Origin of the sequence: Psychroflexus gondwanensis ACAM 44, from assembly GCF_000355905.1 — a bacterium.
In the GTDB taxonomy this organism is placed as follows: domain Bacteria; phylum Bacteroidota; class Bacteroidia; order Flavobacteriales; family Flavobacteriaceae; genus Psychroflexus; species Psychroflexus gondwanensis.
Window position 1 is genome coordinate 59,337 of sequence record NZ_APLF01000009.1, and the last position, 21,981, is coordinate 81,317.

Sequence of the window (21,981 nt, forward strand, 5' to 3'; positions counted from 1 at the left end):
ATCGTGAAAGTGAATCGTTTTAATTTTTACTTCATTATTTTTACTCCAAAATTATCGAAAAATGGATTTCAAAGTACGGTTTGCTACTCAAGAGGATTTACCAGATATGCTAGAGCTTATCCAAGAACTTGCGGTCTATGAAAACGAACCCGATGCTGTTCAAGTTACCCTAGAAGAACTTCGTAATTTCGGTTTTGGAAAAAATCCACTGTACAAATGTTTTGTCGCCGAAGTCGATTCTAAAGTGATTGCTATGGCCTTGTTTTATTCAAGATTTTCTACTTGGAAGGGAGAAACGGTCCACCTTGAGGATCTCATTGTTACCAACCCTATGCGGGGGAAATCTATTGGTAAAGCTTTGTTTGAGTCTGTAATAATGTACGCCAAAACTCAAAAAATTAAAAGAGTAGAGTGGGTAGTACTAGACTGGAACACAAATGCTATCGATTTTTATGAAAAATATGGAGCTAAAGTTTTTAAGGAATGGCGTACCGTCCAACTAAACGAAGAGCAAATCAACCATTTTAAGTCTTAAGTAAATGCAAGTATACAAATTTGGAGGAGCATCTGTAAAAGATGCGAAAGGGGTAAGAAATGTAGCTACAGTTTTAGAAACGACAGGACCCAAACAGAAAGTCGTTGTCATTTCTGCCATGGGTAAAACCACTAATATGCTCGAAACTATCATCTCACTTTATTTTGATAAAAGCAAGGATTTTTCAATAGCGATATCCGAACTGAAAAACGACCATTATGAAATTTTAGATGAATTGTTTGAAGACAGATCTCATCCTGTTTATACCAAAACCAATTATTTTTTTGATGAAATGTCGATTTTCTTCGATAGGAATAAGTCCCCAAATTACGATTTTGTTTACGACCAAGTTGTTGGTTTTGGTGAGCTTATTAGTACCAGTATCGTCAGTTACTATCTCAAGTCTGTTGGGTTAGACAACGTGTGGCATGATTGTAGGAATTTAATAGATACAGACGACACCTACAGAGATGCTGAAGTAAATTGGGAAAATACTCAGCAAAAAATCTTCAAACATATTAATAAGGAGGAATTAAGTATCACTCAAGGTTTTATTGGCTCCGATTCCAATAATTTTACAACCACCTTAGGCCGAGAAGGCTCCGATTATACAGCGGGTATTTTCGCCTATTGTCTCAATGCAGAAAATGTCACAATCTGGAAAGATGTCCCTGGAGTGCTTAATGGCGATCCTAATGTCTTTGAAAATACTAAACTCTTGGAGCAGATTTCTTATGAGGAAGCCATTGAGCTTGCTTTTTTTGGAGCATCTGTTATTCACCCTAAAACGTTGCAACCCTTGCAACAAAAAGAAATACCGCTTTTTGTAAAGTCGTTTTATAATCCCAAAAATAGTGGTACAAAAGTGGGAAAAGGTAAATTGATCAAGCCTTTGTTACCATGCTATATTGTTAAAAAAGATTTGGTTTTTCTTTCACTCTCCACCTTAGACTTTTCGTTTTTTGTTGAAGAGAATATCAGTGAGGTTTTTGCCCTTTTTCACAAACATCAAGTCAAGGTAGATCTTATTCAGAATTCAGCGATTAGTTTTTCAGTTTGTGTAGATAATAAATTTAAAAACGTAGATAAATTGATTGATATATTTAAGGCGAAATTTAAAGTAGATCATCAGAAAGGCGTCTCTCTGTTTACCATACGTCATTACGACGATGCAGCGATACAGCATATAGTAAAAGATAAAACTGTACTTTTAAAGCAATCGTATAAAGAAACTATTCAATTTGTAACTGTTTAATGGATTCGCTAACACAAATTGTTTTAGGTGCCGCCGTAGGAGAACTGGTCCTAGGACGTAAAGTGGGCAACAAGGCTATGATATACGGAGCCGTCGCAGGGACTATTCCAGATTTGGATGTCTTTATAGGTAACTTCTACGATACCGTCACTGCTTTAGAGATTCACAGAGGCTTTTCACATTCTATCGTATTCTCGGTTCTTATGGCTCCTGTTTTGGGCTATTTACTGTCCAGAATTCATAAACAGGCGAGCTGGAAAAACTGGTCTTCTCTTGTATTTTTTGGTCTCTTTACCCACCCGTTACTAGATTGTTTTACAACTTGGGGAACTCAATTATTCTGGCCCTTAGACCTGAGAATAGCCTTCAAATCGATTTTTGTAATAGATCCTTTGTATACCTTACCATTCTTAATTTGTTTAATTGCAGCTTCAAGGTACCAAAGAACTTCTGTAAAGCGGCGTCGATTGAATCGATGGGGATTGATAATCAGTTCTAGCTATCTTATACTATCTCTTGTGTCGAAAGGATTTGCCTTCGATAAATTTGAAAATGCTTTAGCCGCTCAAAACATTTCCTATACTGAACTAGAGACCAGGCCATCACCACTTAATATTTTATTATGGTCTGCCAATGTAAAAACGTCAACTGCATTTCTTATTGGTGAGTATTCTATTTTCGATTCGCAACCTATTCAATTTAGAGCTTACCCTAAGCAGCATGAAAAAATAGAAGGCTTATTGAAATACGAAAATTTAGAGCGGTTAACCAACATAACCAAGGGTTGGTTTATAATTTCTGAACGAGAGAATGAATTGTATTTTAATGACTTGCGTTTTGGTTTGGTAAGTTTAGACCCAGCTTCAGAGAAATTTGTGTTTTCTTACAGCTTATCTGAAGTTGATAACGAATTAATAATTACTGAAGAACCAAAAACCAGAGAGGATGTAAAGGCTCTGTTTTCTGAATTGTGGACAAGAATTAAAGGCAACTAGTCTTTCAAAATGTCTATAATTACTACATTCTGCTCATCTACGATTCTGCGTTTTAAGCGGTAAGTATTGTTTTTGAAATTTTCAAATGCAGTTTCTTTTATCAAGGTGTCTTTTTGATGAATAAATAAATAAGTTTTATTGGGTAGAGTCTCCAGCATAGATAGATCTGGAAATTTAGGTTCTGCTTTTACAAAAGGTAAATATCCGGGAAGTTTTTCATTTCTGATTCTTTGATTCATTGTCATATTTAGGGCAACAGATTCAATAAATTTTAGGTCGGATGCTCTGTAATATCTCGAGTCTGCTTCAAGCCTGTTCCAGTAGGAGATGAGTGCATTGTATTGGTCGAGTATATTCTGGGTGACTTCATTCCCATCATACATATTTATAGTATTGCGTTGTAAATTGATGAGTTGCACAGGAGTAGATCTAATTTGATATTTGATGTTTTCGATGGTATTCTCAGAAACCGTTTGATTCACGATAAGTGTTAAACTAGGAAAAGAATTAGCATCCATTGACATCGAGCTAAGTACTTTTCTTACCTTTTTGTGGATCTTATTTAAAGAAATGGTATCTCCTTCAATACTGACATTTTCATCATTAATAATTTCAATGGTAGCTATGTTTTCAATTTTATTGCTACTTTGCGCCTTTGTATTGAAATGTAAAAGGAGTAACAGAATAAAGGCGATTAGATGAGCTTTCATAACTTATATTTAATTCAAAAATAACTAAATATACCTGAACTTAGTTTTGTTTTGAGTCACAAATAAGTACGATTGTGAATGTTAATAAAAAATTGATTTTACTTTTTCCTTAAAAAATTACGATGGTACATCTCAATAAACTAAATTTGTCGACTAATAGAACTCAATTGAGTCCTTTTATGAAAATAAAAAAACTTATCTTTCTTGTCTTAGCTTTCATTTTTTCCGCGGGCTGTGCATTGGCTCAAGGTGGCCCACCTCCCCCTCCAGATCCCGTAGATGATATTACCTTACCAATAGATGAACAACTATGGGTCGGGATTATTTTAGCAATACTCTTAGGAGTCTACTTTATCTACTCTCGAAGAACTTCTTCCCAAAAATAATTTCTTTTTTAAGAGTACTTCAAAGACTATAATGCTAGCTAGAATTCCATATTCTAAGGCTATTAGCCATGAGTTTTCCTCAAAATTTGCATTCGCATAAGCCGCATAGCTTAAAAACACCAGCCAACTCCAAACCACCATATAGTTAAACTTAGTGAATACACCCAAAAATAGAGGAAGCATTAGATACCACGGATGTACTGTTGTTGAAAACAGATAATAGAGAGTACTGGCCCAAAGCATGTGTTGAAGTAAGGTTCTAAAACTTATCTTTTTATACCTCAAACTCAAGTAAACAATATAACCTAAACTCACTATAGAGCCTACTTTTCCAAAAAGCCCTATCATATTATAATCCTTCCATTGATAACCAATCCACCTAAGGACATAGTAAATACTTGCATTAAATTCAAAAGAAGAAAAATAGAGCGATAAAGTTGCGAGATTCTTGGAGAGTAATTCAGAATCCCAAAGCCAACTATAAGCTATAACTAGGCTAATAAGGCTTACTATACAAAAGCTAAAAAATCTACGAAGTTGTTGCGTATTAAAAACCGTTCCTTTTTTATTGAAAAAAGAAAATAATAAAGGTAAGAACATAAGCGGCATCAACTTAGCCGCAACTGCCCCAGCTAATCCAATGGCCGATAAATGTAGTTGACTCCTGTACAGATACAACAAACTCAAAGCCAAAAATGCAAGCATAACCACCTCAAAATGTAAACTGAAGGTCGATTCCAAAATCACCAAGGGGTTTAAAATAAAATACAGAATGCGAACTTTAGGGAATTTAAGCTGCTCTAATATTTTAAGTCCAACATATAAAATCCCTAACTCCGCAACTAGGTTGATGAGTCTCAGTATTATAATATTCAATAGTAGGTTATTGCCTCCAATAGCATAACTCAAACTATAAAATAACTGCGCTACAGGGGGATAGGTTGAATAATTATTGGCACTCAGTTCACCCATCTTATCATAAAGTAGGACATTGAAACTTTCAGAATTGAATTCTGTAGTAGTCATCAGTTCAACGGGGAGATGTAAATAAGGATTATAGCCTTTTACCGTTAGCATACCGTCCCAAATAAATCTATAAAAATCCTGAGACAGTTCAGGTACAGCAAAAAGGAAGATGAGTTTTAGACCAAAGCTTAGAGCGATTAAATAGTTTAATTTGATCCCGCTTTGCATCAAGTAGTAGGAGGCTGAAAAAGCTGTTGTATAAAGAGTGAACAACAACCAAAAGCTGGTTCTGTCGAGTTCATAGCCTATCCAATAGTAGAGGAGACAAAGTACTGCCACGCAAAGGGACCTTAGGAAAATATGCACAGCTTTTGAGTCCATCAGTGATTGGGAAATAAGGTTTTAAAGGAAATAAAACCAAAACCAAAGGTGAGCATCAAGTGGAAAATGACCAAACCAAAATCTTGAGTTAGATAGGCGCTGTATAAACCGTATATGAAATAACAAAAAAGCAAAAGCTCTACACCGTTGAGGATCGAAAGTTTTTTGTTAATGTAGGTTTTATCTTTCCAGGTATCGGTATTGGAGGAAATATCGAATTTTGGAGTGCGAATAAAAGCTGATTTTTTATTAAAATGACCTTCTAAAATCGCTAAGCTATTATGGACGGAAAGACCCATAGCAATAGAGAAAAAAGTGATAAACAAACCGATAAACTTAAAAAAAGAAACCAATCCACCTTTATGGATCTCTTTGTAGCTGGTCCAATACCCGTACATAAAAATAAAGGTACTAGATCCCATAGCCGCCAAAATATAAAATATAATATCCCAAGATTCTTGTTGAAATTTAATATAAAGGATAGGAATGCTCAAAATAGCTACAGTGAGAATCAATAAGAACATACTGGAATTGAGCAAATGAAAAAAGCTGTGTAATTTAGAAAGGGGTTTTAGATCCTTGCTACACCAAATTTCACTAAAATTTTTCTTGAAGTTTTCTGCAGCTCCTTTATTCCATCGAAACTGTTGAGACCTTGCGGCGCTTAGAACCACGGGGAGTTCTGCTGGAGTCACTACATCTTTAAGATAGGTAAAGGTCCAGCCCCTCAGCTGGGCTCTATAGCTTAAATCTAGATCTTCTGTAAGCGTATCTCCCTGCCAATTCCCTGCATCCAAAATGCAAGATTTTCTCCAGATTCCTGCAGTTCCATTAAAGTTGATAAAGTGACCTCCGTATTTTCTACCTACTTGTTCAACGAGAAAATGAAAATCTAAAGCAAAGGCTTGTATTTTGGTCAATAGGCTGTAATCTCTATTCACATGTCCCCAACGGGTTTGGACTACACCAATATGAGGAGTGTTGAAATGAGGAATAGTTTGCTTTAGCCAGTTGGGCTGAGGTAAAAAGTCCGCATCAAAAACTGCAATAAATTCTCCTTCAGCTTCGTCAAGACCTTCGCGTAGAGCTCCAGCCTTAAAATCTATCCTATTGGTTCTGTGGATGTATTTAGCATTTATTCCTCTTTGAATTAAGTCTTCAGTTAGTTTTTTGGTATAGGCTTTAGATTCATCTGTAGAATCGTCAAGAACCTGAATTTCGAGCTGGGAGGAAGGATACTCTAGTTTAGAAATATTATCTAATAAGCGCTTAACCACATATTTTTCATTATAAAGCGGGAGTTGGATCGTCACTTTTGGCCACTCTTGGGGTTCAATAGGGTTTTTTGAAACTTGCTGTTTGGCCTTCTTATAATTCAGAACAAGTTGAAGCTGAGCTAAACTGTAGAGTAAGATAACTAATAAAGCAATGCTGTAAATACCAATTATAATATAGTCAAGTATCATTTAAATGTGTATTTGAAAATCCAACCTAGAATCTTTACGCCAGCCATAACCGCTCCTTTTACAGTTCCGGAGACTTTAGATTGTCCAATTCGGTTTCTATAACGAACTTCAACTTCAGTGTAAGATAAAGATTGTTTTAGAGCTTTCAGCTGCATTTCTACAGTCCACCCGTAGGTTTTATCTTCCATCTTCAAATTTAACAGCTTTTCATATTTTATAGCCCGGAAAGGGCCTAGATCTGTAAATTTCGATTTAAAGAAAACTCGCATCAGTGATGTAGCTAGCCAATTACCAAATACTTGTGGAAAGGTCATTGAGCCAGGCTCTCGTTTGGATTTGACTCTAGCTCCTATCACAAAATCAATATGATCATTGATGATTGGCGCGAGGATTTTATCTATTTCCTCGGGGTAGTCACTATAATCCCCATCTAAAAAGACAACTATATCGGTTTGCTGATCCAGAGTTTTTAAATAAGACACGCCTTTCAAACAGGCATTCCCGTAGCCAGATTTGGATTCTGAAAGAACGGTTGCGCCTGCATTTGCAGCAACTTTGTTGGTGTGATCTGTAGAATTATTGTCTACGACTATAATCTCTGTAATGTGAGTCGGGATATCACCAATGACTTTAGAAATGGACTTTTCCTCGTTAAACGCTGGTATAATAACTCGTATCATCTTCATAAGCCGCGAAAATACGCTTTTAGAGATATAGTCGTGCGAAACTGCAATTCATTTCAATTAATATAATAAACCTTAAGAGACTTATTTGCGTAAATAGATGTAGTTGAGATTAGAGTGTTTTTTTGTAATGGTTGTTTTTTTGTTGATAGATTGGAAATTGTGGTTAGTTTTCCACAATTTCCTTTTTTTTAAAGAAGATTTGCCAAATGATTTTAATTAAGTAGTTTTAGAAAAAATTATAAATGCAACCAGACGAGCTCATTTTACAGTTGAAGAAACAAAATGAAGTTGCTTTCTCCCAAATTTACGATATGTATTCTGAAAATATTTTTGGAATCATAAATAACATAGTTAAAGATGTAGAAATTGCAGAAGAAGTTCTTCAAGATGTCTTCATTAAAGTTTGGAATAAATCTGACTCTTATTCCGCTGATAAAGGGCGTTTTTTTACTTGGCTATTGAATATATCCAGAAATGCAGCGATAGATAAAGTCAGGTCGAAAGCTTATAAAAACAAACTTAAAAATTCTGATTTCGATGACTTCTCCTTTTTCATAAAAGATGATATGGATTTAGATAGTCAGAGTGATGGTTATGGCCTGAGAAAATTTGTAGATAAACTTAAGCCAATGTGTGTAAAATTAATCGATTTGCTATTTTTTAAAGGGTATACGCAAAAGGAAGTTTCAGAGACATTAGACATCCCCTTAGGAACAGTGAAGTCGAGAAATAGAAGTTGCTTAAACTCACTAAGAGAAACATTAGGATAATATGAATACCAAAGACTATATAGAATCTGGATTGCTTGAGCTTTATGTATATGGGGTACTTTCGCCCAAAGAGCAAGCTAAAGTTGCTCAAGATGTAGCAAAAGATCCCGAACTTCAAGCAGAAGTAGAATCGATTGAAACCATTTTACTGGAGCTTTCAAAAGCGACATCTCCAGGTGTAAAACCTTCCCTCAAAGAATCAGTAGTAACAAAATTAAGATCGAAATCCTTTCAACATAAACCCAAGGTAAAAATCATGACTTCCAATTACTCCTACTTTGGATGGGCAGCAGCTATTCTTCTATTGGGAGGAATCTTATGGTTATTGAAATTGAATCAAGATCTTCAAAATGACATAGAAGTTGTGAATTCTCAATTAGAAACGAAAGAGGTTCAAATTACTAAAGCTTCACAAAAAGCAGAGACTTTGGAAGAACTGCTTTTACAAATGGGAGATCCTAGTACGCGTAAACTGACTCTACCAGGAAATAAATTAAATGCTCCAAATAGTTCTGTAATAGCCTTTTATACCGATGAAAAAGAAGAGTTGATTTTGGATATTAGTAGGTTGCCAGAGGCGCCAGAAGGTATGGTTTATCAAGTTTGGTCGCTCAAATTTGAGCCTCTCACACCGAAAAGCATAGGACTTTTAGCCGAGGCAAATTCTACAGAAAATAGAGTGTTTAGATTCAAAAATGTTCCAGAATCTGAAGGATTTGGAATTACTTTAGAACCTGCAGGAGGAAGTGAGCAGCCTAATTTAAAACAACTTTACGCTTTAGGAACTATCTAAAGGAATTCAATTTAGTCTCCAGATTTCAAAATTAAGCGCAGTAGCAAAAGCGATCCAAAGTATATAAGGAATAAGAAGATATGCTGCTGTTTTATTAACAATCTTAAACCATTTGAAAGTGAGTAAGACTAGTATAAGGAGAGCTACAATGATAAGTAAGCCTATAAGTGGTGACTGGTAACCAAAGAAAACAATAGACCAAGAGGCGTTTAAAATCAATTGAATACCAAAGTGATAAAGTGCTGTTTTCACCCATACATGGTAAAAACCTTTGCTCCAAACAATACCAGCAGCGACTCCCATTAAAATATATAAAGTTGTCCAGACAGGAGCAAATAGCCAGCTGGGAGGATTGAAACTAGGCTTATTCAAAGTGGAAAACCAAGTATCTACGCTAGTTTGAGTAGCAATGGATCCTAAAAATCCTATGCCTAAGCAAATTATTATAGCAATAAAAATTTTGATAACTGTAGAGGATTTCATAAGTTAAATTCTATACAGCAAAGTATTAATATTTTTCCATATCTACAACAGTAAGCTTAACGAGAGCCTTTTCTTATATTTGTATAAAATTTCAAGAATGCAAAATCAAGATTTTATATATAAGGCTACTCATATTCTTCCAGAACTAGGGAAGTACTTTTCTGAAGCCCCTAGCAACATCGCTTTGGTAAAATACTGGGGGAAATATGGAGAACAATTACCTAAAAACACCTCTATAAGTTACACCTTAGAGGAGTGTAAGACCAAAACTGAGGTCGTGCTTAAAAAGAAGATAAAGGCTGGTGTTCAATTTCATTTTGAAGTGTTTTTTGAAGGAAAGCGAAAAGCATCCTTCGAGCCTAAAATTGAGACCTTTCTAAAAAGAATTGAAACCTATGTTCCTTTCTTAAAATCTTTCGAATTTGAAATCCATACCGAAAACACCTTTCCTCACAGTAGCGGAATAGCTTCCTCAGCTAGTGGAATGGCAGCCCTCGCTAAATGTATTATGAAAATAGAGACCTCTGTATCTCCTGAAATTTCAAACGTATACCTAGAGCATAAAACGTCTTTTTTGGCAAGATTAGGGTCGGGAAGTGCCTGTAGAAGTACGGGCGGAAAGCTCGTAGTCTGGGGGCAACATCCAGAGATCGATGGCAGTTCCAGCTTTTATGGTATAGATTACCCTTACGATGTCCATTCAAATTTTAGATCATTTAAAGATTCTATTTTACTTATTGATGAAGGGCAAAAGCAGGTGAGTAGTAGTCTTGGTCATAATCTTATGCATAACCATCCCTTTGCAGAGCAGCGTTTCAAACAAGCAGATGATAATATAACTAAGCTCAAATCTATCTTAACATCTGGGGATTATGAAGCATTTTTTGCTTTGGTAGAGTCAGAAGCCTTGTCTTTACACGCCATGATGATGACAAGCTCTCCCTATTTTATTCTTATGCAGCCCAACACTTTACAGGTGATTGAGAAGATTTGGGAATTCAGAAAAAAGGAAAACGTTCACTTGGGTTTTACTTTAGATGCAGGCGCCAATGTTCATCTGTTATATCCAGAATCTTCAGCAGCTATGGTGAGGCCTTTTATCGATTCTCAGTTGCTTCCTTTTTGCCACACTAACAAAGTGATTCACGACCAAATTCAATTTTAACCTTACCTAAAGGTTTTAGACCTAAATTGAATTAAAAGCATTATTTTTGCAGGGCAAGTAGTTTAAAGGGCAATGATATTTTTTTAATAAAAGGACCTATTATTCCTTAATTTTCAGTAATATTTGCACTATAGAATAGACGTATTCTAAAATTAACCACTATGAAAGGACCTTTATTTTATTCTAAGATATTGTTATTCGGCGAATACGGTATCATCAAAGACTCCAAAGGCTTATCCATCCCTTACAATTTTTACAACGGCGCCCTCAAAGTTGATGAACAACCCGATGCAAAAGCTGTCAAATCCAACATTGAATTAAAACGATTTTCTTCTTATTTGGAAGAATTTCAGGGTGAAATTGATAATCCTGTTCGTTTTGATATTACTGAACTCAATGCAGATCTTGAAAAAGGAATGTATTTCGACAGTAGCATTCCTCAAGGCTATGGTGTAGGAAGTAGCGGAGCCCTGGTAGCTGCTATTTACGATAAGTACGCTTTCGATAAGATTACTGTTTTAGAAAATCTGACTAAAGAAAAATTACTAAAACTGAAAACCATTTTTTCCAAAATGGAATCTTTTTTCCACGGAAAATCTTCAGGTTTGGATCCCCTTAATAGTTATTTAAGCCTACCCATTTTAATCAACTCCAAAGATAATATAGAACCTGCAGGTCTTCCATCTCAAGCTCAAAATGGGAATGGAGCTGTATTCCTTTTGGATAGTGGAATTGTTGGTGAAACAGCACCAATGGTTCACATCTTTATGGAAAACATGAAGCAGGAAGGTTTTAGAAATATCATTAAAGATAAGTTCGTAAAACACACCGATGCTTGTGTAGAAAACTTCTTAGAAGGCGATTTCAAATCTCTTTTTGGAAACATCAAGCATTTATCCAATGTCGTTTTAGATAATTTCAAACCTATGATTCCAAAACAGTTCCACGAACTTTGGAGAAATGGTATAGAAACCAACGACTACTACCTAAAACTTTGTGGTTCTGGAGGAGGCGGTTACATCTTAGGCTTTACTGAAGATTTTGAAAAAGCTAAAAAAGCTTTAGAAGGACACAAGCTAGAAGTCGTTTACACTTTTTAAAACCGTATAGATGTCTTGGGAGAATAAACGTATTTGGCTCAAATTCTTGAGCTTGTTCTCGGTTATTCGTGGATATAACATTCTCATTATTGTTATTGCTCAGTATTTGGCATCCATTTTTATTATGGCTTACCATTTGCCACTAAGGCAAGTGGCTTTGGACCTCAATTTATTCCTTATTGTTGTGTCTACAGCGCTCGCAATTGCGTCCGGTTATCTTATCAACAACTTCTACGATTCCGAAAAAGACCTTATTAATCGGCCTAGTAAAACGCTGCTCGATAATTATGTGAGCCAAAAAACCAAACTTGCGGTTTATTTTATTCTCAACTTTTTGAGTGTCATTATTGCGAGTTATATCAGTTTTAAAGCGGTACTCTTCTTTTCATCTTACATTTTTTTGCTGTGGTTGTATTCTCATAAACTCAAGCGTTATCCTTTCTTAGGGACACTCACGGCAGGCCTTGCGGCAATACTTCCGTTTTTCATCATTTTCGTGTACTATAGAAATTTTGAGGAAGTGATTATAGTTCACGCTGTCTTCTTGTTTTTTATTATTCTTATTCGAGAATTAGTTAAAGATTTGGAAAACCTCAAGGGAGACTTTACCCTAGATTATTCTACCATTCCTGTAAAATATAGCGTGGAATTTACCAAAAAGCTAATTTCTGTTTTGGTGATCTCTACAATTGTTCCAGCCCTTATTCTTATTTTGTATTTTGACTCGGGGTATATGGACTATTACTTCCTGCTCTGTGTTGTTTTACTCCTTATTTTCTTGTGGCAACTATGGAGGTCCAAGCAAAAGCCACATTACTTAATCCTACACAACCTTTTGAAATTTGTTATTGTCCTCGGTGTGTTTAGTATTATGCTAATTGATATCGAAACCTTGATAAAACGCTTCTTTTAAATACTTTCTTCTGAATTTACTCCTCGTAGTCTCATGCCTTAAGACATCTAGCCTAAAGAATTGAGATAATAGCTATGCAATCGTCTGGGATTTAGAAAATGTTTCAAGTTTAGCGTTGCGATTAATACAAACGTGAGGCCTGAAGCTTTATCGACAGCAGACGTAAAAATTAAGTTTGTAGAAAGCGATAAGCTTGGTGTCGCCAATGCAATATATGAGCAGAGGCAAATTCAGTATAAAAATTTAATTTGGGATTACTCTTCTGGGAGATATTCTAGCCTAAGGATATCGATATCCTCGATGAGTTGTTCTATTTCTTCGGGATTGGTGCCGTCATAAAAACCACGGATGCGTTTCTCTTTGTCCACTAGCACAAAATTTTCGGTATGGACAAGGTCATATTTGCCTCCATCACCCTCGGTTTTGGAAGCCAGATATTCTTTCCTAGCTAAGTTGTAAATCTGTTTCTTATCCCCAGTCACCAGATTCCATTTACTGTCGATCGCCCCTTTTTCTAGAGCATATTTTTTAAGCTGCGCAACGTCATCCATTTCTGGTGTAACCGAATGGGAAAGCAATAAAATATCGTCGTCATCTTCAAATTCTTTTTGCAAAGTTTGCATGCTTTTAGCCATGTCTATGCAGATGTTCTGGCAGGTGGTAAAAAAGAAATCGGCCACATAAATTTTATCCTTATAGTCCTTTTGGGTAATGGTATCTCCATTTTGGTTCACTAGCTTAAAGTCCTTTACCTTGTGGTATTTGCGAATGTACTGGACCGTGGTATCCACAAGATCTGCAGTGACCATGCTAGGCTGGTATACTGGAAGTTTTGGAGTGGGATTAAGTTGATCATAAATTAAGGTGATGATGATTCCAGAAAGCACTAGCATCACTATGGCGAAAAACTTGTATTTGGCAAAAAACTTTAGCATGACGATATAATTACCACAAAATTACGTGTAAAAACAGGACTACAAAGTGCTATAGGTTACAATTAAATGTTAAGTATACAGGGAAGCGATTCAAAAATTTTTTATGCCCCAATAAAAGATTACTTTTGCGACTGAAAAAATTACAAATTAATGGATCCATTTTTTATAAAAGCAATACAACTCTTATTGAGTTTATCTATACTTATTGTCCTTCACGAACTCGGTCATTTTATACCGGCCAAGTTGTTTAAAACTCGGGTAGAGAAATTCTACCTTTTTTTTGATGTTAAATTTTCGCTCTTCAAAAAGAAAATAGGGGATACCGTGTATGGAATTGGTTGGTTACCTCTTGGAGGATACGTCAAGATTTCTGGGATGATCGACGAGAGCATGGATAAAGAACAAATGGCTAAACCGCCAGAGCCGTGGGAGTTTAGAAGCAAGCCGACATGGCAACGCCTTATTATTATGCTAGGTGGTGTAACGGTGAACATCGTCCTTGGCTTTCTTATTTATATGATGGTTCTATTTGTTTGGGGCGAAGATTACCTAGACCCAAAAGTATTTGAAAATGGTCTGGAAAGTGCCGAGTTGATGAAAGACTATGGCTTTTTGGATGGCGATAAAATATTGAATGTTGACGGGAAACCTCTGCAGAGTCAAATCGATATTAATAGACAGCTTTTGTTGCGGGATGTGAATGAAATTGAGGTGCAACGTGCCAATGGAGCCATAGAAAGCCTCTCCATGCCAGAAGACATAGGCCAGCAATTATTCCAATCTGGAAGTTTCCAGCCTTTTTCTCCGGTTAGAAAACCCGTAATAGACAGTGTAATTCCCAATTCGCCAGCAGAAAGAGCAGGGTTGACCCAAGGGATATTGATAACAGCTGTAAATGGCGAAAAAGTAACTTACTGGCATGAGTTTAGAAAAAAAGTGAAAGCTACCGAAGGCCAAGCCTTCAATCTTAGTTTTACTTCAGCCCCTAGTGAAAACCAAGCTCTTAATAAAGAACTTAATGCTGAAGGTTTAGGTACCGTAAATATCACCACCAACGAAGAAGGCGATATTGGCGTGTATACTTCTGCCTTTAGTCAAGACGATATTCTGACTAAGACGTATAGTTTTGGTGAGAGTATACCGGCTGGATTTGACTTTGCCTACTGGACGCTCAACGATTATGTGTCGCAGTTTAAATATGTATTTACCAAAAAAGGCGCCACGCAAGTGGGTGGTTTTGGAGCTATTGGAAGTCTGTTTCCCGACACATGGGATTGGCAGTCTTTTTGGACGACAACTGCTTTTATTTCTATTATTTTAGCCTTTATGAATATCCTGCCCATCCCAGCACTGGATGGAGGACACGTGGTCTTCCTGCTTTATGAAATGGTGTCTGGGCGTAAGCCAAACGAAAAAGTGATGGAATATGCGCAGGTCGTTGGTTTTTTCATCCTAATTGCCTTAGTGCTTTTTGCAAATGGGAATGATGTCTACCGCTGGATTACGGGAGACTAAAAAACTAATTTTTTTCCAGAAAAATATTTTGCAAAACTAAATATTGGTTTATATTTGCAATCGCAAAAGATTAGAGTTCATTACATACGATAAATTCCTCCTTAGCTCAGTTGGTTAGAGCATCTGACTGTTAATCAGAGGGTCCAAAGTTCGAGTCTTTGAGGAGGAGCAAGTAAGCCTGATATGAAAATATCGGGCTTTTTTGTTTTTAAATTTTTCCTTCCTTAAGTATTGAACTTACTGGTGTTCTACGAGATTTAAGTCAAAGTCAACTTTTTCCTAATAAAAATTAGGGTACCTATTTTAGAAGGAATTTCGTAAGCCTAGATTTTTTCTGCCTACCTGCGGTTGAGCAGGCAGGTTGATTCTCCCGACACCTCGGGATTCATCAATGGAAAAAATGAATGAAAGCATTAATTTTTTCTGCAGCTTAATTAAGGAGTGAAACTTTAAGCTTAAATACACCACTTACACAGATTCCTCGTCGAAGCAAAAAGGCTTCTCTGTCGGAATGACACTTATGAATTGGTGGCTGAGTGGCCCGCTTTTTTTTAGCGGGGTGTATCGAAGCCACGTTGAGAAAGATCTTTCGTCACTGCATTCCCTCAAGATGACAAAGGCAGGTTGAATGTAACAAGTTTCTTGATAGTTAGAAAACGGCCTACTAAATTCAAACGTGAAAATTGAAGCAAAAGCCTCGTAAAATATTAGACTGTTTGAGGCTGTTTTTACCAGCCGAGTTTCTAAAATTTAGACATCAAGCGTAAATTTTAGACTGAATTTCGAATATCGCAAAACTAGATCGGTGGTGCTTCTATTAATGATGCTACGTTCATTCCTCCAATACATACTTCCATTGGAGAAATCATGTCCGACCTCGAGCAATTTGCTAATAACGAGTTGAATCATCTACCAGATTTACTTAAAATTGGCATCATTCATTATCAATTTGAAACCATTCATCCCTTTTTAGACGGAAATGGAAGAGTAGGAAGACTGTTAATTACGCTTTACCTGGTCAATAAAGGTATTCTTAAACAACCCATACTTTACCTTTCTGATTTCTTTGAGCGAAACAGACTGTTATACTATGATAATTTGATGCGCGTGAGATCCAACAATGACCTCAATCAATGGCTTAAGTTTTTCCTTACAGGCGTCATTGAAACAGCTAAAAAAGGAGTAACTACTTTTGATGGTATTATGCAGCTACAAAAAACATTGGAGCTTAAAATCAAAGGTTTAGGAAACCGAAGTGGTGATGCGAAAAAAGTTATTGATTACTTGTATACACAGCCTGTTATAGGGGTAAGTCGAGTGGAAAAAATTATTCAAAAATCCAACGTCACAGCCTATAAGCTGCTTAATACTTTAGAAGAAATAAAGGTCTTAAAAGAAGTTTCAGGTGCACAACGAAACAAATTGTATGTATTCAATGAATACATTAATCTTTTTAAAATTGATTAAATGAATACCATACGCAAATCAGAACGCAGCACTCAAAACTGTATCGTCCAGCTTTTTCAAAAATGAATATGATAAAATATATGTTTGGGTTCTTGGGATGGAATAATTGACTGATAACCCAAAAAGAGGTTTATACATCCAAGTTTATAAGTTCAAAAGCCTAGATAAATAGTGTCAAATTAATCAAAAAAAGTGTTGTTTTTCACTTCAGTTCTTTGTTAAGGGCTTATTCTATTATACTATTACAACTAGAGCAATTAGACTCTCCAATTAACTTGCCATTTTTATCAAACTCATATTTACAACATTCGTTGAATTTTTTCTTTAAAATAGCTTTTGCCCTTTTGATTCTTGCTTTTACGTTTTCAAGACTTATTCCTAATTCTTTTGCACTATCTTTTTGTTTTTGTCCTTTTATATAACTCAGTTCAATGACTTGTCTGTAGATATCGGGCAAATCATTTATGAATTTATCGAAGCAGCATATATGTTGATATTCTTGTAGAGAATTTTCTTTATTTATATCCAACTTCTCTACATAAATAGATTCTTCATTAAAGTAATTAACTATTTCATTACGAGCAATTTGAAAAATCCAAGCTCTCGCTTTTTTTTCTTTTTCGAGGGTGAATAAATTTTTATGAATTTTCAAGAATGTATTTTGGAAAATATCGTTTGTAATGTCTTTATTTTTAACCTTTTTAAGGATAAAAAAATATAGTTCATCATTGAAATTGTTCCATATCGTTTGAGTTTCCATATTTTAAAAATAAATAAAGATTAGTTTATACACTAACCTTTATTAGATTTAGCAACACTTGCATTTATTGCATTCGCATTTAGAACAAGGACAATTGCTTTCCAAACAATTCCCACAATTACATTTGGTACAATCACAATTAGTGCATTTACAATTATTCATGATATTAAGATTTTAAAGTTCATCAAGTAGACTCATAAACATCATAAAGGATACATCTTATTTCGTTTTTTTTTATGCCTTTCAACCGTTTGGCAAAGAAACCTGCCCCAAAGGCTATGTTTACTTAGCCTTGTTGGCCTCTAAACTTTTTTTAATATAAAAAATAGTTATGCAACTTATAATATGTATAAATTATAATATATGATAAATTGATTGCATCTTTACTTTATAAATAAAAACAATTAACAGATGCGAAAAATCACAGTAGCAAAAGGAGACGGAATCGGTCCAGAAATTATGGACGCCACACTAGAAATTTTATTAGCCGCAGGTGCTAAAATTGAAATTGAAGAAATTGAAGTTGGAGAAAAAGTCTATTTAGCTGGCAATACAGCAGGTATTGCTTCTGAATCTTGGGAGACAATAAGACGAAACAAAATCTTTTTAAAAGCACCTATTACAACTCCACAAGGAGGCGGTTATAAAAGTTTGAACGTGACCACTCGGAAATTCCTTGGATTGTACTCAAACGTGAGACCTTGCATGAGTTTGCACCCTTTCGTAAAAACGAAGCACCCTGTTATGGATCTTGTCATAATAAGGGAAAACGAAGAGGATTTGTATGCTGGAATAGAACATCAGCAGACCGATGAGGTTGTGCAATGTTTGAAACTAATAAGCAGGCCTGGTTGCGAAAAAATTGTGAGATATGCATTTGAATATGCTAAACAACAAAACCGCAAAAAAGTAACCTGCTTTACCAAAGACAATATCATGAAGCAGACAGACGGTTTGTTTCATCAGGTATTTGATGAGATTGCTAAGGAGTATCCCGACATTGAAAACGAGCATTGGATTATAGACATTGGAGCAGCAAAAATGGCAGATACACCAGAGGCTTTTGATGTGATCGTTATGCCAAATTTATACGGCGATGTTCTTAGCGATGTGGCCGCCCAGATAACTGGATCGGTAGGTTTGGCTGGGTCTGCTAATATTGGCGAAGAATGCTCCATGTTTGAGGCTATACATGGTTCGGCTCCTAGAAGAGCAGGACAAAATTTGGCCAATCCTTCTGGCTTGTTGCAAGGCGCCATAATGATGCTAAATCACATTGGGGAAACAGAAGCGGCAGAAAAAATTCAGAATGCATGGTTAAAAACGCTTGAAGATGGCATTCATACCTATGATATTTTTGAGGAAGGGTCCAGTAAGCAAAAAGTGGGAACTAAAGAGTTTGCACAAGCAGTAATCGAAAATTTGGGTCAGAAGCCTTCGATTTTAAAGCCTGTTTCGTACGCTAATAATTCGGCCCTAAATCTTCCAAAATACAAAAAAAGACCTGCGGCCAAAAAAGAGCTAGTAGGTGTTGATATTTTTGTTCATTGGAATGGCGTAGATCCAGATGAAATTGCTGAAAACTTAAAAAAAATTGGCAAAAACGGAATCGAGCTTACTATGATCACAAATAGAGGGATAAAAGTGTGGCCTGATGGATTTAGTGAAACCTTTTGTACAGATCATTGGAGGTGCCGATTTAAGCGTACTGATGGTTCGGGAATCACTAAAGAAAATATCAATGAACTTTTAAAGTATGCAATTGACGAGAACATTGATACTATTAAAACTGAAAACCTATATGAGTTTGACGGCGTTCGAGGCTATTCAATGGGGCAAGGGCAATAATAAATTAAAAGTTTAAAAAAATGGAAACACATCACATTAGATTGATTGATAACTCCTACGACCTTGAAATTGCTCAGCAGCTTTTGGATAAATTTATTTCTCAAAAGATTGCTTTCATAGAAGATCGAATCAATGAAACAGATCCCAATGACGATGATGAACTCAATCAATTGAAGTTGAGAATAAGCGACTTGAATTCTGAATCCAGATCTCTTGACTTATTAATTGAAGAGCACGATGGAGAACATGTTGAGATGGAAATAGGCTGCACGATTGTAATGTCTATTAAGAAAATCGAAACCACATAGATAATCCAGTGTCTAGTCCTAAATAACCTTTACAGGTTTTAGGTCAAATAATTTAATAAGTATACCATAGGGAAAGCGCTTTCTCTATGGTATTTTTTTTTATGTTTTTATGGTCGAAAATATCAGTGTGTTTTTTTTAAAATATGTCACGTCTTGAACTCGGTGGACTAAAAGATCAAGCAATTAAGAGGAGTAGCATGGAAGGGCCAAAACCAATACTCTCAAGGAATACTTCGGGAAAGGAGGTGATGATTTTTAACTTATCATAACTTTATCATCCGAGATAATACTAGATTTACATTTTATATTTTAGACTAAATTTTTACTATGAATTGTCTTTTAACTGGAGGAACCGGGATTGTTGGTAGTCACATCGTATTTGAGTGGATACATAAAGCACTTGTTGAGGAATCAGTAAATCATCTTTTTGTCGTCATTAGAGACGGAGAAAAATCAGCTCAACACCGATTGATTGATATTTTACAAAGCCCTACGCGTCCCAGTTTTTTAAACCACTTTACTTTAGAGGCTTGTCTGGAAAAAATAACGGTTCTTTCTCATGATCTATCTACTATCACCAAAGGTTATTTAGAGCAGCATGTTTTTGATGCCGTGATACATTGCGCTGGTTCTACTAGTTTATTGCACACCAGTGAATCTAAAAATAAAGTACATGCGCAAAATTATTTGGTAACCAAGCAACTTATAGAGCAGTTGCCAGAGCGCGTAACTCGATTTCTTTATATAAGTACAGCCTATTCTTTTGGTATCCAAGATAAAAAAGTAAAAGATACCATAGAACAGTATGAGGTTACTGATTTTAGAAACCCTTATGAGAAATCTAAATATGAAAGTGAACGTTTTGTAAAAGAAACCTGTAGGGAAAAACATATAGCATTTCAGATTTTAAGGCCAAGTATAATTTGTGGCCGTTTAATTGATGCGCCATTTTTTGAAACCCCAAAATTTGACGTCTTCTATTCTTGGGCTATTTTTTTAGATAAATACGCCAAGAAGTCTACCGAGAATTTTAGAATTTGGATCGATAAAAAGAGTGGTTTAAATATCGTTCCTGTAGATTTTGTCTCTAAAGCTGTGTTATATGCTTATTTCAATCCCGATATAAAGGAGCTCAACATCGTAAATCCAAAGCAAATACTCCATAAAGATTATGTAGGTGACGTTTTGGAGTCTTTTGATATCAATACTTACGAGTATATAGAGGAAATGCCTAAAAACCTCACTATTTTTGAACAGTTGTACTATAAAAGTATTGGCGGCCTTTTTGAAAAATATGTGTCTGTCCCAGATTTACAGTTTCAGCCAGATCAAATATTAAAACTGATTGATCAGTTACAGTTGGATATTACCTTAGGAGTCCACGAGAACTTTATGAACTTGATTAATTTTTCAGTTGAAAAAAAATTTCGAAAGAGTTATTAATGAAGAACTTCTTATATTTTGAATCATCTCCTTATATAAATGGAGACACTAAGTAAATCCTTTTACATTGAACAGCCAGCTCTATTTTTTCACTTTTCGATTCTAAAAACAAGCTAACCTCAAGGTTTATTAGCTTTGCAAGCTAAAAGACTTCGAGCTGCCTTTCTATCGATTCATTAGGCTCGCTTCTTATATACGAGCTAAGTACCGTTCTTTATTCGAGGTTCTATAATATACTCAACAATTTGTTTGTAAGATATTTTGGATTGAAAAAAATCTTGTTTTCAACATCTATTTTCAGACCAACTGAAATTACTCACCCCAGAAAAAAAACACAAAATGCAATTAATTTATGCACTGAGTTAAGATTAAATCTATCTTTAGATTGAAAAAGCACCAAATTTGAAACAACTATTAAGCTAGTAGGAGGGTAAACAAGCAATCGGAAATCAATTATAACCGAAAGCTATACTTCAGGACTAGACTTTATAAAAGAGAAATTTAAATAAAACTTATGGATTGGATTTATAGTACAAAAGACCCGCTCTTGCAGACCTTAGTTGGATGTCTCATAATTTTTGTTGTGGTCATCATATTGACCAGAATCGTAGGTCTTAGAGCCTTTGCGAAATTTACAGCTTACGATTTTGCTTTTACCGTGGCTATTGGTAGTATTATTTCTTCAACACTTACATCCTCTACTTCGTTGGCTCACGGGTCTACAGCTATAGCTGGACTTCTTCTTATAATGTTCCTCTTTTCTTATTTGCAGAGAAAATCCAAAAGCTTAAGTAATGCCATTTCCAATGCACCTTTGCTTCTTATGGATGGTCCTACGATTTTGTACGAGAATTTAAAATTTGCACGTATACAAGAGGAGCAGGTTATCGCTAAACTTAGAGAAGCAAATGTCCTTAATTATGACCAAGTCTTTGCTGTTATTCTTGAATCTACAGGAGATATCTCTGTTTTACATTCTGCGAATGCGGATAAGAATGAGCGATTCGACAAAAAATTACTTTCAGGGGTTAGAACAAAGCCATAAGTTATAGGAGTCAATGTTGAACCAGTGGATTGTGGATAAACTGAATAGCAATACTA

General features: G+C 35.6%; 21 protein-coding genes and 1 tRNA gene. 15 read left to right on the plus strand and 7 right to left on the minus strand.

Features of this window, described 5'->3' with window-relative positions:
• The first annotated feature begins 61 nt into the window (after positions 1-61).
• The 3 genes from PGOND44_RS09150 to PGOND44_RS09160 are packed head-to-tail and all read left to right on the plus strand — an operon-like array spanning position 62 to position 2,785.
• Complete coding sequence (locus tag PGOND44_RS09150) at positions 62-535, plus strand: GNAT family N-acetyltransferase (RefSeq protein ID WP_003440515.1); 474 nt, start codon at positions 62-64, stop codon at positions 533-535.
• Between the two features lie 4 nt (positions 536-539).
• Positions 540-1,790 carry an aspartate kinase gene (locus PGOND44_RS09155; RefSeq protein ID WP_003440518.1) on the plus strand — a complete coding sequence of 417 codons (1,251 nt, stop codon included), beginning with the start codon at positions 540-542 and terminating at the stop codon, positions 1,788-1,790.
• The gene (locus tag PGOND44_RS09160) at positions 1,790-2,785 is read left to right on the plus strand and encodes a metal-dependent hydrolase (protein ID WP_003440521.1); all 996 of its coding nucleotides are present in this window, start codon (positions 1,790-1,792) and stop codon (positions 2,783-2,785) included. The genes PGOND44_RS09155 and PGOND44_RS09160 overlap by 1 nt, the downstream gene beginning before the upstream one ends.
• On the opposite strand, the gene PGOND44_RS09165 is transcribed toward PGOND44_RS09160, so the two are convergent.
• The 4 genes from PGOND44_RS09165 to PGOND44_RS09185 form a co-directional block, all read right to left on the minus strand.
• Positions 2,782-3,495: a hypothetical protein gene (locus PGOND44_RS09165; protein ID WP_003440523.1), complete on the minus strand. Its 714-nt coding sequence runs from the start codon at positions 3,493-3,495 to the stop codon at positions 2,782-2,784. The genes PGOND44_RS09160 and PGOND44_RS09165 overlap by 4 nt on opposite strands.
• 338 nt (positions 3,496-3,833) lie before the next feature.
• Positions 3,834-5,186 carry a glycosyltransferase ArnT-like protein gene (locus tag PGOND44_RS09175; protein WP_236611981.1) on the minus strand — a complete coding sequence of 451 codons (1,353 nt, stop codon included), beginning with the start codon at positions 5,184-5,186 and terminating at the stop codon, positions 3,834-3,836.
• A 41-nt stretch (positions 5,187-5,227) separates the two neighbouring features.
• Positions 5,228-6,694, minus strand: coding sequence for a cellulose synthase family protein (locus PGOND44_RS09180; protein ID WP_003440528.1), 1,467 nt, complete (start codon positions 6,692-6,694; stop codon positions 5,228-5,230).
• Positions 6,691-7,380 carry a glycosyltransferase family 2 protein gene (locus tag PGOND44_RS09185; protein WP_003440530.1) on the minus strand — a complete coding sequence of 230 codons (690 nt, stop codon included), beginning with the start codon at positions 7,378-7,380 and terminating at the stop codon, positions 6,691-6,693. Before PGOND44_RS09185 ends, PGOND44_RS09180 begins: the two co-directional genes overlap by 4 nt.
• Before the next feature lie 242 nt (positions 7,381-7,622).
• On the opposite strand from PGOND44_RS09185, the gene PGOND44_RS09190 reads away from it, so the two are divergent.
• Together PGOND44_RS09190 and PGOND44_RS09195 are read left to right on the plus strand one after the other, a co-directional pair.
• A complete protein-coding gene (locus PGOND44_RS09190) occupies positions 7,623-8,150 on the plus strand; it encodes an RNA polymerase sigma factor (protein ID WP_003440532.1) in 528 nt (175 codons plus the stop codon).
• Position 8,151: 1 nt separating this feature from the next.
• Positions 8,152-8,943 (plus strand): anti-sigma factor, encoded by a 792-nt coding sequence (locus PGOND44_RS09195; protein WP_003440533.1) that lies wholly within the window; start codon positions 8,152-8,154, stop codon positions 8,941-8,943.
• A 6-nt stretch (positions 8,944-8,949) separates the two neighbouring features.
• Here the strand turns inward: PGOND44_RS09195 and PGOND44_RS09200 are convergent, their stop codons facing one another.
• Entirely contained in the window at positions 8,950-9,426 is a 477-nt protein-coding gene (locus tag PGOND44_RS09200) for a TspO/MBR family protein (protein WP_003440536.1), read from the minus strand.
• A 97-nt stretch (positions 9,427-9,523) separates the two neighbouring features.
• On the opposite strand from PGOND44_RS09200, the gene PGOND44_RS09205 reads away from it, so the two are divergent.
• The 3 genes from PGOND44_RS09205 (at position 9,524) to PGOND44_RS09215 (ending at position 12,604) form a co-directional block, all read left to right on the plus strand.
• A complete protein-coding gene (locus tag PGOND44_RS09205) occupies positions 9,524-10,591 on the plus strand; it encodes a diphosphomevalonate/mevalonate 3,5-bisphosphate decarboxylase family protein (RefSeq protein ID WP_003440540.1) in 1,068 nt (355 codons plus the stop codon).
• Between the two features lie 161 nt (positions 10,592-10,752).
• Positions 10,753-11,691, plus strand: a complete 939-nt coding sequence (locus PGOND44_RS09210) for a mevalonate kinase family protein (protein ID WP_003440544.1) — start codon at positions 10,753-10,755, stop codon at positions 11,689-11,691.
• A 10-nt stretch (positions 11,692-11,701) separates the two neighbouring features.
• Positions 11,702-12,604, plus strand: coding sequence for a geranylgeranylglycerol-phosphate geranylgeranyltransferase (locus PGOND44_RS09215; RefSeq protein WP_003440547.1), 903 nt, complete (start codon positions 11,702-11,704; stop codon positions 12,602-12,604).
• Between the two features lie 254 nt (positions 12,605-12,858).
• On the opposite strand, the gene PGOND44_RS09220 is transcribed toward PGOND44_RS09215, so the two are convergent.
• A complete protein-coding gene (locus tag PGOND44_RS09220; RefSeq protein ID WP_003440550.1) occupies positions 12,859-13,539 on the minus strand; it encodes an SCO family protein in 681 nt (226 codons plus the stop codon).
• Between the two features lie 150 nt (positions 13,540-13,689).
• Here PGOND44_RS09220 and rseP point away from each other — a divergent pair, with 150 nt between their 5' ends.
• From rseP to PGOND44_RS09235, 3 genes are all read left to right on the plus strand, one after another.
• Positions 13,690-15,054, plus strand: coding sequence for an RIP metalloprotease RseP (gene rseP, locus PGOND44_RS09225; protein WP_003440553.1), 1,365 nt, complete (start codon positions 13,690-13,692; stop codon positions 15,052-15,054).
• Between the two features lie 95 nt (positions 15,055-15,149).
• Positions 15,150-15,223 (plus strand) — tRNA-Asn (locus PGOND44_RS09230).
• Positions 15,224-15,897: 674 nt separating this feature from the next.
• Positions 15,898-16,521: a Fic family protein gene (locus PGOND44_RS09235; protein WP_407636061.1), complete on the plus strand. Its 624-nt coding sequence runs from the start codon at positions 15,898-15,900 to the stop codon at positions 16,519-16,521.
• A 226-nt stretch (positions 16,522-16,747) separates the two neighbouring features.
• Here the strand turns inward: PGOND44_RS09235 and PGOND44_RS09240 are convergent, their stop codons facing one another.
• Entirely contained in the window at positions 16,748-17,281 is a 534-nt protein-coding gene (locus PGOND44_RS09240; protein ID WP_003440558.1) for a sigma-70 family RNA polymerase sigma factor, read from the minus strand.
• Between the two features lie 411 nt (positions 17,282-17,692).
• Between PGOND44_RS09240 and PGOND44_RS09245 the strand changes: the two genes are divergently transcribed.
• The 4 genes from PGOND44_RS09245 (at position 17,693) to PGOND44_RS09260 (ending at position 21,925) form a co-directional block, all read left to right on the plus strand.
• A complete protein-coding gene (locus tag PGOND44_RS09245; RefSeq protein WP_003440559.1) occupies positions 17,693-19,129 on the plus strand; it encodes an NADP-dependent isocitrate dehydrogenase in 1,437 nt (478 codons plus the stop codon).
• Positions 19,130-19,149: 20 nt separating this feature from the next.
• Positions 19,150-19,437, plus strand: a complete 288-nt coding sequence (locus PGOND44_RS09250; RefSeq protein WP_003440561.1) for a hypothetical protein — start codon at positions 19,150-19,152, stop codon at positions 19,435-19,437.
• Positions 19,438-19,764: 327 nt separating this feature from the next.
• Complete coding sequence (locus tag PGOND44_RS09255) at positions 19,765-20,880, plus strand: SDR family oxidoreductase (protein ID WP_003440563.1); 1,116 nt, start codon at positions 19,765-19,767, stop codon at positions 20,878-20,880.
• Between the two features lie 514 nt (positions 20,881-21,394).
• The gene (locus tag PGOND44_RS09260) at positions 21,395-21,925 is read left to right on the plus strand and encodes a DUF421 domain-containing protein (protein WP_003440565.1); all 531 of its coding nucleotides are present in this window, start codon (positions 21,395-21,397) and stop codon (positions 21,923-21,925) included.
• Positions 21,926-21,981 lie beyond the last annotated feature (56 nt).